Below are 11722 nucleotides of genomic sequence, written 5' to 3'. Positions count from 1 at the left end.
GAGCCGGTCAGCTGCCGTTGACAGCAAACGGTCGTACTATGCTCCTCTGTGCCTTTATTAATATGCCGAGCGGTGGCCGAAACTTACGAGGGCTGTTCTGAAAAGTATGATCAAGTCCAGCCACACGCTCCAGTTATTGATGTACCACAGATCATATTCCACGCGCTTCTGCATCATCTCGAGCGCGCGGGTTTCTCCGCGGTAACCATTAACCTGGGCCCAGCCGGTGATGCCGGGTTTGACGTGGTGGCGGTAGGCGTAGTTGCCGATAATCTGCTCATATTCGGTGTTGTGGGCGGCCGCGTGCGGGCGGGGGCCGACCAGCGACATGTCGCCGTTGAGCACGTTGAAGAGCTGCGGCAGCTCGTCGATCGAGGTCCTGCGGAGCCATTTGCCGATGGCGGTCACGCGCGGGTCGTTCTTCTGCGCCTGCACGATTTTCGGGCCGTCCTCGAGCACGCGCATGGTGCGGAATTTGTAGATCTTGAAGGCGCGGCCGTTGAAGCCGTTGCGGGTCTGGCGGAAGAACACCGGCCCCTTCGAGGTCGCCTTGATCAGCACGGCGGTCACCAGCATCACGGGGGCGAACACGATCAGCGCCAGGGCCGTGCCGGCGAGGTCGAGCGTGCGCTTGAGCGCGCGTTCGTTCCGGGACAGCGGGGCGCGGCGCAGCTCCGCGGTGAAGGTGTTGCCGGTCGATTGCAGCGGATAGCGCAGGAAGCGCGCGGCGTGGGCATCGGGCACCAGATGCACGGGAACGGGCAGGATCTTCAGCGCGTCCAGGATGCTGTCGATCGCGTGCTGCCGGCTCCAGCTCATCAGCAGGAAGATGTGCTCGACCCGGTTCTCGCGCGCATAGGCGATCAGCTCGTCAAAGCGCGGCGCGATCGCCGACAGCAGCAGCGGCGAGGCGAGGTCGGCGGAGCGGATCTCCATGATCCGCATCAGGCGATAGCCGTGCTGGGCGAGGTCCATCATGGTGTTGGAGGCCGCCGGCAGCCCGAATTCGGCGATCATCACCGCGCGGCTGTTGGCGAACGCGCCGGTCGCAAGCGCCCTCGCGGTCCAGCGCCCGGCCGCCAGCTTCCAGGCCAGCAGCACCGTGAGGCCGACCAGGTAGAACGAGAGCGTGGTGCCGCGGGAAAACTCCTCGCTGACCTTCATGGTGAAGGCGATCGCCAGCAGTGCACCGAACAGCCCGGTCCACGTCGTCACCGCGGTGCGGAACGCGCGAGACAGGTTGGTGATGTTCTTGAGCCGATAGCCGTGCTGGACCGTGGTCAACAGGATGAAGTTGATGGCGACCAGGACGCTGGCCGCGGCATAGACATTGGCCTTGCCGAGCGCCGATTGGGTGTAGAGATGATAGGCGACCGCGCAGCCGATGCCGCTCAGCACCACCAGCACGGCGTCGCCGACCATCACCAGACGTTCCACCACTAGAGGACGAAGAAAGCTCCAGGCTAAACCTTGAGGTGCCGGCGAAACCTGCTCGAGCACACGAATTTCCGCAACGGAATCAGGCACCGAGGCCGATCGTGGTGATAGAATTGTCATCGCGCTAAAAGCTCACTTACGATCAATTCATTATCCGAATACACCGTGCTATCGGGCAGAATCGCAATTAAAACAAGGCGAAGGAAAAAGTAACCTTACCCCAATGGATTGATTGTAGCGCATTTGCACTCACCCGATATGTTAATTTCACAGCCCGTTAGGAAGCCTTCAGTGCCTCAGACCCGGTCCCGGCGATCCAGGCGAAGGTTCAGCCGGTATGTGGCGATTGGCCTTGCGACCGTTGCCCTGCTGGGCTTGGCCCTGATCGCGCTGCGCCCGGATTCGTTGCCGCTGCGGCAGGGGGCGAACCCCGCGGCTGTGGCGAGTCTGCTCCTCGACGGACCCTACGCGGCGCGTTTTGCCGGCGAATTGATCGCGCTCAAGCAGGGCTTTTTCACTTCCCGGATTGCGCTGCGGCCCCAGCCGGACGACCCGAACTTTGTTGAAACGATCGCACGCGAACATGCCATCGGCGTGACCAGCGGCCAAAAATTTCTGCTGGCCGCCTGGCGCGGCGTCCCCGTAACGGCGTTCGCTGCAAGCTTCCTCGATACCTCGATTGCGATCTTTACCCTGGAAGGATCCGGCTTGCGCCGGCCCCCAGACCTGGTTGGCAAACGCGTCGGTTACCGCAGAGCGAGCGAAGGAGATGTGATCTTCGATGCGATGATGGCACAGTTGGGCCTGCCACGCAGCCAGGTGACAAAGGTTGCCGATCGCGACAGCTTCGATGCGCTCCGCGCCGGCGAGGTCGACGCCATCATTGCCGCCATCGATGACCAGCCAAGCCCGTCCAGTGCGGGTTACGTCCGGTTGAATATGATAAAGCCGCAGGACTATGGCATCCATGTCCCGGGTCTCGTCTATTTCGCCAGCAACGATCTTATTCATGACCGTCCATCCGTGATCACCGACGTGCTCCAAGGCCTTATCCGGGGCTGGCAGTTCGCTTATAGCGATTATGCACGGAGCGTGCCTGTTCTCGCCAGCTTTGCTCCCGAAAGGCTGATCTCGGATCGCCTGAAAGCCGAGTTGCAGCAGCAGCGCAGCCTCATCTTGCCCACCGGCGGGCGCATTGCCGACTATGATGAAAGCCGCTGGAGGACCCTTCGGGACATTCTGATATTCGCGAAGCTGGGTGAGGAGGAGGTGCCGCTCGCCCAAGCAGTCAACTATCAGTTCCTTCGGGAGGTTTATCGTCGCTCGCCGGACCTTGGCGCACCGGGCGCCTGGAACGGCGAGAACTAGGGCCTAGAAGCCACAGTTCTGCACCATATTGCTCCAAGCTTGAATCCGATGCGTCGGAGCGGTTGCGTTCCTCCGTTGAGCCTTGGTAGTCTGGCGCAGCTATTTCAGGGCGATTTCGGGTTGATTGATGGATCTCAGGTGCTGCCGAAGCGGTCCCCGCGAGGGGCTGAGTGGCTTCACCGGTGAGATCCGTTGGGGCAAAGGAGCTTTATGATGTTCAAATCGTTTGTGAGGGTCAGTCTTTTGGCATTGGCCGCTTCCTTGGGAGCAGCGAGCAGTGCAAATGCCGGCATGCAGATGTCCGCGAGCGCGGCGCTGCTTACAGGCGCCGCTCAGGTAACGCCGGTTACCTTTTGGGCACAGCCTTACCCGTACCGTTATGTGCCGTCGCGTCACTGCCCGCTGGTTCGGGTTGAGACCCCGTATGGCTGGTATATGGACCGCGTCTGCGCGCCTGAGGGTCCGATCCTCCGACGTGCGTACTGATCCGCTAGACTAAATGATGTTTTATCGAACAAGCAGCCGTGCGGCTCGCGCGGCTGCTTTGTCTATTTTGTCGCCAATAGCCTGCTTTGGGTTTGTGCACCCTGCTGCAGTTCACCATTCATATGTTCGCCGTCTTAGGCGGGCTGCTCGATGGTGAAGATTGTGTTAGCGAGTGAGAACGCGCACGAGTCTTGCTTGATGCATCAGCGCGCCGCGTGAATGGGCTGTACTGTCGGTTTTTCCGCATCGGGATGACCGAAGAGGGGATGTATGACAGGGGCTTCTACCTACGATCTTTCGGGCAAGCGGGTCTTCGTCGCGGGTCATCGCGGCATGGTCGGTTCAGCCGTTGTGCGGCGTCTAGCTTCCGAAAATTGCACGGTGCTTGTTGCCGATCGTCGCGAGCTGGATCTGACGAAGGAAGAGCCGACGCTGCGATGGCTGGCATCCAACCGTCCGGATGCGGTGGTGCACGCTGCTGCAAAAGTCGGGGGCATTGCCGCAAACAGTAGCTTTCCTGTCGACTTTCTCTGCGAAAATCTGGCGATCGAACTCAACGTGATCCGCGCAAGTCACGCCATCGGCGTTCAGCGCCTGCTGTTTCTGGGCTCATCTTGCATCTATCCCAAGCATGCCAAGCAGCCGATAGCCGAGAGCGAATTGCTGACCGGGTCGCTTGAGCCGACAAACGAATGGTACGCCATCGCGAAGATCGCCGGTCTCAAGATGTGCCAGGCCTATCGTCGCCAATATGGGGACGATTACATTTCGGTGATGCCCACCAACTTGTATGGCCATGGCGATAACTACCACCCCGATCACAGTCACGTACCGGCCGCGCTGATCCGCCGCTTCCATGAAGCAAAGCTCGCGCAGGCACCGACCGTGAGTGTCTGGGGCACGGGCAGGCCGCTTCGTGAATTTCTCAACGTCGAAGATTTTGCCGATGCATGTATCTTCCTTCTGAAGAACTATTCAAGCGACCTGCCGATCAATGTCGGTAGCGGCGATGAATTGTCGATCGGAGATTTCGCGGCAACCGTTGCAGACGTCGTTGGCTATCGGGGTAACCTGGTCTTCGACACGTCCAAGCCCGATGGGACGCCGCGCAAGCTGCTCGATAGCTCGCGGGTGCGAGCCCTTGGTTGGCACCCGAACATTCCTCTGCGCGCCGGTCTCGCCGCTGCGTATCAGGATTTTCTAAAGGGCTACGGCCGTCATCTGGAGGTTAGCGCCACCACCTAAGCTCAACTATTCTGCCTACAATAATTTAACCCCTGAAAACTTACTTGGATTGCGCCTTTATGCGTGTTCTTCTGGTCGGCATCAATTATGCCCCCGATCTGATCGGAGTGGCGAAATACAATAGCGAGCTCTGCGAAAGCCTCGTCGCCGAAGGTCACGACGTCAGAGTGATCACAGCACCGCCTTATTATCCCGCCTGGAAGATTCCGCACCGCTTCAGTAGTTCTTACTTCAGAACGAGGCATATCGATGGCGTTCGGGTCACGCGTACGCCGATCTATGTGCCTCGACATCCGTCCGGGGTGAAGCGGCTCATCCATCATGCCTCGTTCGCACTCTCGAGCGCAGTGCCGGTCCTTGTTAACGCGTTATCCTGGCGACCAGACGTCATGATCGCGGTAGCCCCGTCTCTGATGTCGGCTGCCTTCGTCTCGTTCGTTGCTCGTCGCGTCGGCGCCAAATCATGGCTCCACATTCAGGATTTCGAGGTCGATGCAGCGTTCGACCTTGGTCTGCTGCGCAACGGTTTCTTGCGCAAATGGATGCTTAGGACTGAATCGGCGATCCTCAAATCGTTCGATCATGTTTCGACGATCTCTCAACCGATGGTGGCTCGCCTGATCCTCAAGGGGGTGCGCCTCGATAGAGCGGTCGAGGTCAGAAATTGGATTGATACCGGCGCGATCTGCCCCGCTTCGCGGATGACCAAATATCGCGAGCAGCTGAAGCTCGGCGAGAATGACATCGTTGCGCTCTACTCCGGAACGATGTCGAACAAGCAAGGGCTTGAATTCGTGATCGAGGCCGCGATCGGGTTGGAGCAAAGCCATCCACACATTCGCTTCATCCTCGCCGGAGAGGGCCCAGCTAAGATGAGGCTCCAGCAAATGGCCCTCGGACACTCCAATGTCCATTTTCTCGGACTTCAGCCCAAGGAGAGCTTCAACGAGTTGATGGCAATTGCCGATTTTCACCTGATTCCGCAGAAGGCCGAGGCAGCCGATCTGGTGTTGCCTTCCAAGCTTGGTGCAATCTTTGCGTCGGCTCGGCCAGTCATCGCGATGGCCGAAGAGGGGACGGGGCTCGCGGCGGAAGTAACTGGTGCGGGCCTTGTGATTCCACCTGGAGATTCGTCCGCTCTTCAAGTCGCGATTTGTCAGCTTAGTGAGGCATCGGCCCTCCGCGGGCATTACGGCGAGGAAGGAAGAAAGCGCGCCCTCGATCGGTGGGATCGACAAACAATTGTTCGTCGGTGGTCGGAAGTCATGGCGGACGAGCGCAAGTCGACAGGGCCGAAGGGTATCGGACCGACAAGCGCTAACGACAACATTGGACTTCCAGTGGAGGATGCGGTTCGCTTGCCCTGAGGCATCTGACCTCGACTGCGGAGAGATGACGTCGGCTGACGAACAAAAGCAGCCAAAGGTGAGCGCCGGGATGAGCGCTTACCTCCTGCCCGCTCGCTGTGACGGCTGATCTAACCCGAGATCACTCGTGACGCGGAAAGTATCTGAATCCGTGCTGCTTGATCAGTTCGTCTCGCTTTGCCGATTCGAGATCTTCCTTCATCATTTCCTGAACCAGAGTCTCGAAGGAGGTCGTTGGCTCCCATCCGAGTTTCTGCTTCGCTTTCGCGGGATCTCCCAAGAGAGTCGCGACCTCGGTGGGCCGGAAATAGCGGGGGTCGACCGAGACGATGCATTTGCCGGTAGAGACGTCATACCCCTTCTCATCGACGCCGCTGCCTTCCCAGCGGATCCGTATTCCGACCTCGCTGGCCGCAATATTGACGAAGTCTCTCACGGAATGCTGCACGCCGGTGGCGATGACGAAATCCTCCGGCTTGTCCTGTTGCAGCATCAGCCACTGCATCTCGACGTAGTCGCGGGCGTGGCCCCAGTCGCGTAGCGCGTCGAGATTGCCCAAATACAGACTTTTTTGCAGACCCAGATGGATTCGCGCGAGTGCTCGCGTGATCTTTCGGGTAACGAAGGTCTCACCGCGAACGGGAGACTCGTGATTGAACAGAATTCCATTGCAGGCGTACATACCGTACGCCTCGCGATAGTTCACCGTGATCCAATAGGCGTAGAGCTTGGCGACCGCATAAGGCGAGCGCGGGTAAAAGGGAGTCGTCTCCTTCTGCGGAATTTCCTGAACCAGGCCATATAATTCGGAAGTCGACGCCTGATAGAAGCGCGCCGTCTTCTCAAGCCCCACGATGCGCATGGCTTCGAGAATCCGCAGCGTCCCCAGCCCATCGGAATTCGCAGTGTATTCGGGTTCCTCAAACGACACGGCCACATGGCTCTGCGCAGCCAGATTGTAAATTTCGTCGGGCTGCACCTGGGCAACGATCCGGATGAGGCTGGAGGAGTCCGTCAGATCGCCGTAGTGCAGGCGGAACGGCGGATCGGGCTCGTGCGGATCAAGGTAAAGGTGGTCAATGCGATCGGTGTTGAAGAGCGACGTCCGACGCTTGATGCCATGGACTTCGTAGCCCTTTCCAAGGAGCAACTCGGCCAAGTAGGCCCCGTCCTGGCCCGTAACACCGGTAATTAGCGCGCGCTTTTTGGTCATGGAAATCTCATTGAGATGGATGCGTGTTCTTACCCAAAAGCCTGTCCCGATGCTACCCGCAGCAAAGCGTTTTGGAACTGATTGTTGGCTATCATTAACGAGCCTGGTGCACCGCCGGTATTTAGCCGCACCAAATGCGGAGCGGCAGCTAGCGGATTGGTACTCGCAAGTTCAAGGGACGATTGGATCGCGCGACTTGGTCGAATTCGAAGCGCGCGGAGTCAGTTAGGATTTTGCAATTCCGCGAGTCCAGAGCTGAGGGTTCAGACCCGATTCCGCGCGCAGGAAAACGTATTTGTCCAAGGCTTCATTGAACTGGATGATCACCCCACTTAGGTTGTCGAGAACGAAGAGGGTTCCTCCTTCTGGTACGAGCAAAACAAGATGATGTTCTCCCGTCGTGCGAAGAACGACCTCGCTCAGAAGGAGAGACGAACTCGGCCAGCCCGATCGAAGCAGCAAATGGCGTTTCGTTACGGCGTAGTCCCCACAGTTTCCGTCAGAGGGGAAGATCTGCCACTCATAGTCATTCCGGCTTGCCGATAGACTCTCGGCCGCGATAACAGAATTGACGCTCGAGTTGATCTGGTTGAGCTCGCGCCAGCGCCCCCGTCGGGAGCGGAAGTCCATTGTCCGGCGGTCCTGCTGCTCCTGACAATCCTCGGGGTACTGAGTACAGAACAGCGTGAATGAAAGCGGAGGGAGAACCTCCTGCATTTCAAGACCGGAGTAGGCTGGCTGGCTGCAAACGCAATACACCAGCGCCAGCATGCGTGCAGCATGTCGGATCATCGCTTCGGCCTCATGATGGGCTAGACGATCGTTCTATATTGCGACGCAATAATGAAAGCGCCATATCAAATGTGAGGCAGTAGATGCCTCAATCTGCATCGTTAGCTCATTTCAATCCGTCGGCGCGAGGTCCACTAATCTGACGTTCCCGAAAAGCCGGGAGTTTAGCGGAAGCTACAGCAGTGCAAGACCTTCTTGCCAGGAACGCTCAAGCGTAAGTCACTCGGCGTAAGCAGAGTCCCCAAACTTGGCTGAGCGCAGACCTCGCTCGCGCAGGATCTGAAGCGTGCCGGCGACGAATATCCCGAAGCCGCTAGACTGGAGCGTCTCGCCGCCATGTTCTGCCACATGACGAATGGTCCCTCATGCAGGCTGCCGCAGCATCAATCAGAATCTCTCATTTACAATTGCAACGTATGCAACGTGAAGGGTTATTGGTGATTTTGAACCATCCAATATGACGCGGAGACTCCTGGGATGGTATCCAGCACCAATCAGCGTTCCGGTTTTGCCGCACAACCGTGGCCCCGCTGAGGGCCTTACCTCGATGCGAGAGCCAATCGTAAATTGGCCTTCGTTGTAAGTGGCGCTTCCATCGCCCGCGCCTGCACCAAATCGGTGCTTCCGGGTCCCGAAGAGCGTGGTTTGCCGCTTCATCATTAGGTCATGTCCAACAAAGATTCCTCGCCAGCGGCTTTTGCCCCAGCGGCCGCTGTATACGTTACCCAACAACCGTGCTCCCACGTCTCATGTGGACTCGCGAGCCGCGGCGATGTGAGGCCACTCAGTAGCAGGCGTACTTTGCGTCCAGCCTGCATCCCTTCTTAGCGACTTTGGCTTTGGCGGGTGGGTTTTGCTGGGCCAGCGCTGCCGATGATTAGAGCGGCGCGACGGCTGAAATCGCGAACAGAATTAGGACTGCAAGCATGATCGATTTCATCACAGATACCCCTTCTTGACCCGCCCGAATTTGTCTGTCATTTTAAATGCGACGCATTTAAATATACTCATTTAAAAATGGCCTCTTCAAGAGGTGTTTTCAGGCGTATTGCACCCGTACCCGTCGGGATAAAAGATGATCGACGAGAAGCTTGTCCGTTTGCGCACTTATCGGAAGAACGTTGAGCGGTATTTGGGCCTGCTTCAAACTACACTGACCGAGATTGAGCGGCAGTATGTCGAGATGCGCCTGACCGAAGAGCAATCGGCCATGGAGTTGCTGTCTGCCTCGTCGTTTCAGATGGCCGCCGAGGCTAATGTTGCCAAACAAGCATGCAGCCGCCAGCCCGGCTTCAACGCGGCAGAAAAGAGCTAACAACGGTCAATCGAGATCCCATGCGCAACTGGTCCGCAATGGGATGCACAGAGATCCCCGCGAGGGCGAATGCGCCTACGGTCCGATATGCAATCAATGCTGGCATGGCCTAAATCGGATCCAGATCTAAAGGCCGGCATTCTCAATCGTGAGAGAACGTATCGGTGACGCCCTCGCGCCCATGCTCTGCACTTGCTGTTGCTGTCTGCCCGTTTGATCCGGGACTTAGGTCAAACTAACTCTTCGATGTGTCTCGTAGCGCAATTTGAACAGCTTTGCGGATTCGCTCACCTTGGCTAGGGTACAGCGCTTCCTCCAAGTGATAAATGCGGCATAGCAGGCCGTTGATGCGCCTTACAATAAGGCCGTTATCGGAATGCCGGTTCCGCGCGTGCACTAGTTGACGGCGCACCTCGAACAGGTCCATGCGAGAAAAGTTCTCGGTTGCACCATGCGAGTTGGACTCTGGCGGTGTGTCCGGCTGGATGCGGGACTATTCAGACAACTCCATTCCGCCGCACACGTATTACAGCGCCCTATAACGCCCGGGCGCATTGTTGGAGGTCGAACAATCAACAGACTTCGAACCAATACAGCTTTGCTTGCAAAAACGCTTTTCAGCTCGTCGATCGGGTGTTATTAACATTAAATATGATTAATTTGCAAATTTATTCTTGGGGTCGCGAATTTGAATACCCCATTAAACCCAAAGTTTGATGTTGCTGCGTCTGAGGTCGCGTGGGGGTCCTTTAGTCTCCCTGAGCCTGGCCCAACTGATTCACTCGTCATTCCGGACGCACATCTCTTATTCTCGGGCGAATATGCACGTTCGGGCACTGATCTCATCATTTCTGATCCTAACCATCGGGTCTCGATCCACAATTACTTTCTCGGTGAGAAGCGTTCACCGCTCATTTCGGCAGACGGCGCACTACTCGACTCGAGAGTCGTCGAAGCGCTGACAGGCTATCAAACCTTTGCTCAAGCCGGAGGAAATGCGGCGCCTGTAAAGGTCATCGGCCATGTCGCCACCATAACGGGAAGCGCCAGCATCGTTCGCAATGGCGTTACTATCGAAGCGAATAACGGGGACGTGGTCTATCAGAACGACGTCGTGCAGACTGGAAGTGGCTCTACCATCGGCCTAGTTCTGATCGACGGCTCAACGTTCAACCTAAGTGCAAACGCTCGCTTCATGTTGAACGAATTAGGGTATGAAGGGCAGAGTAATGCGAATGGTACTTTAGTCAGTCTGACGAGCGGCTCGAACCATTCTCTGTTCACCCTTGTCCAAGGTGCGGCCAGTTTTGTCGCTGGCCAGGTCGCCAAAACGGGTGACATGCAGGTAGCGACGCCTACTGCCGTGATCGGAATTCGCGGTACCGCCGTCATTCTCAATGTCGATGCAGTGGACGGGCAGGTCTCGGTCTCGGTTGCCGATCAGCATGACGGTCAGGTTCATTCGGTGCAGGTCTTCAAATGCGTCCCAGCGGGCGCACTTCAAGGCGCTTGTACTGCGGGAGATCCAATCGGGATGGTTACCAGCGATGGTCCATCGCTGACCATAACGCCAGCCGCTAATCTCGAGGTGATCACCCAAGCCATCAGTAAGAGCCCGAGCCAAGTTGCGCAGGAATTCAGCGCTTTCCAGCAGGTGTTGACGATCTACGATATTGGGAAACAGATCGCTCCGGACACTCCGGCACCTAGCGACGGCAAGCGAGGAGATGCCGATACAAAGTCGCTGCAGAAGTTCGCTGGGAGTCCTCCACCGTCACCCACCGAAGCCTCGACCACCGTCATTGCAGACGACGTGAAGGGCCAAGCTGGTGGGGGATCGATCGCTCCGGTTTTTGTGACCCTCGCTTCCATGACCGGAAGTTCTGCGTCCGAATCGAAACCGCTCGTCCCCACTTTGGATATAACGCAAGCTGTCGCCTTGGTTTCGTTGGCACCTGTAACTATCAGCAGTGCAGGTGGTCCAACCAATCAAGGAAGCCAAACGATCAGCGGAACTGTCGATGCGACCCTCGCTGGAACGACAGTGACGCTGTACGATACCTACAATGATGTCACCAGACAAATTGGAACGGTGACCGTTGGCTCTGGCGGCGTTTGGAGTACGGCCATCACTCTGGCAGGTGATGGCAACCACAGTATCGTCGCTCTGGACCCTAGCGCCAACACTACCACGAGCGTGCCCGTTGTTTTCACGCTCGACACCACCGCGCCGACGGTTGCGATCACCAGCCCCGGCGGGTCGACCAACCAGGCCAACCAGACCATCACCGGCACGGTCGATGTCGCCGACGCCGGCGCCACCGTCACCATCCTCGACGGCGCCACCGCGATCGGCACCGCCATCGTGCAGGGCAACGGCAGCTGGAGCACCACGGTCAGCCTCACCAATGGAGCCAACTCGCTGACCGCACGGGTGAGCGATGCCGCCGGCAACACCGCCACCAGCAGCGCGGTGGTCTACACGCTCAGCACCACCGG

The 11722-nt window shown here is 57.8% G+C and carries 8 protein-coding genes; 5 read left to right on the top strand and 3 right to left on the bottom strand.

The window, feature by feature from the left end:
* Positions 1-57 precede the first annotated feature (57 nt).
* A complete protein-coding gene (locus FXB41_RS29125) occupies positions 58-1422 on the bottom strand; it encodes an undecaprenyl-phosphate glucose phosphotransferase (RefSeq protein ID WP_219684275.1) in 1365 nt (454 codons plus the stop codon).
* A gap of 354 nt (positions 1423-1776) precedes the next feature.
* On the opposite strand from FXB41_RS29125, the gene FXB41_RS29120 reads away from it, so the two are divergent.
* From FXB41_RS29120 to FXB41_RS29110, 3 genes are all read left to right on the top strand, one after another.
* Positions 1777-2805 (top strand): ABC transporter substrate-binding protein, encoded by a 1029-nt coding sequence (locus tag FXB41_RS29120; protein WP_311985923.1) that lies wholly within the window; start codon positions 1777-1779, stop codon positions 2803-2805.
* Between the two features lie 756 nt (positions 2806-3561).
* A complete protein-coding gene (locus tag FXB41_RS29115) occupies positions 3562-4536 on the top strand; it encodes a GDP-L-fucose synthase family protein (RefSeq protein WP_219684187.1) in 975 nt (324 codons plus the stop codon).
* A 59-nt stretch (positions 4537-4595) separates the two neighbouring features.
* A complete protein-coding gene (locus tag FXB41_RS29110; RefSeq protein ID WP_219684185.1) occupies positions 4596-5903 on the top strand; it encodes a WcaI family glycosyltransferase in 1308 nt (435 codons plus the stop codon).
* A 121-nt stretch (positions 5904-6024) separates the two neighbouring features.
* Here the strand turns inward: FXB41_RS29110 and gmd are convergent, their stop codons facing one another.
* Both gmd and FXB41_RS29100 read right to left on the bottom strand, forming a co-directional pair.
* The gene (gene gmd / locus FXB41_RS29105; protein ID WP_219684184.1) at positions 6025-7116 is read right to left on the bottom strand and encodes a GDP-mannose 4,6-dehydratase; all 1092 of its coding nucleotides are present in this window, start codon (positions 7114-7116) and stop codon (positions 6025-6027) included.
* Between the two features lie 225 nt (positions 7117-7341).
* A complete protein-coding gene (locus FXB41_RS29100; RefSeq protein ID WP_246649313.1) occupies positions 7342-7887 on the bottom strand; it encodes a transglutaminase-like cysteine peptidase in 546 nt (181 codons plus the stop codon).
* 1096 nt (positions 7888-8983) lie between these two features.
* On the opposite strand from FXB41_RS29100, the gene FXB41_RS29095 reads away from it, so the two are divergent.
* Both FXB41_RS29095 and FXB41_RS29090 read left to right on the top strand, forming a co-directional pair.
* On the top strand, positions 8984-9223 hold the full coding sequence (locus FXB41_RS29095; protein WP_219684181.1) for a hypothetical protein: 240 nt from the start codon (positions 8984-8986) through the stop codon (positions 9221-9223).
* 688 nt (positions 9224-9911) lie between these two features.
* Positions 9912-11722, top strand: a 1811-nt coding sequence (locus FXB41_RS29090; RefSeq protein ID WP_219684180.1) for a FecR family protein, incomplete at its 3' end; no start/stop codon positions are given.

Origin of the sequence: Bradyrhizobium canariense (genome assembly GCF_019402665.1) — a bacterium.
GTDB classification, from domain to species: Bacteria; Pseudomonadota; Alphaproteobacteria; order Rhizobiales; family Xanthobacteraceae; genus Bradyrhizobium; species Bradyrhizobium canariense.
Note: the sequence above shows the minus strand (reverse complement) of the source record. Positions and strands in the feature narration are given on the sequence as shown.

Coding starts and splice junctions, on each gene's coding strand:
- FXB41_RS29095 (WP_219684181.1), top strand. CDS start 8,984: ATGATCGACGAGAAGCTTGTCCGTTTGCGCACTTATCGGAAGAACGTT.
- FXB41_RS29100 (WP_246649313.1), bottom strand. CDS start 7,887: ATGCTGGCGCTGGTGTATTGCGTTTGCAGCCAGCCAGCCTACTCCGGT.
- FXB41_RS29110 (WP_219684185.1), top strand. CDS start 4,596: ATGCGTGTTCTTCTGGTCGGCATCAATTATGCCCCCGATCTGATCGGA.
- FXB41_RS29125 (WP_219684275.1), bottom strand. CDS start 1,422: ATGGTCGGCGACGCCGTGCTGGTGGTGCTGAGCGGCATCGGCTGCGCG.
- FXB41_RS29115 (WP_219684187.1), top strand. CDS start 3,562: ATGACAGGGGCTTCTACCTACGATCTTTCGGGCAAGCGGGTCTTCGTC.
- gmd (WP_219684184.1), bottom strand. CDS start 7,116: ATGACCAAAAAGCGCGCGCTAATTACCGGTGTTACGGGCCAGGACGGG.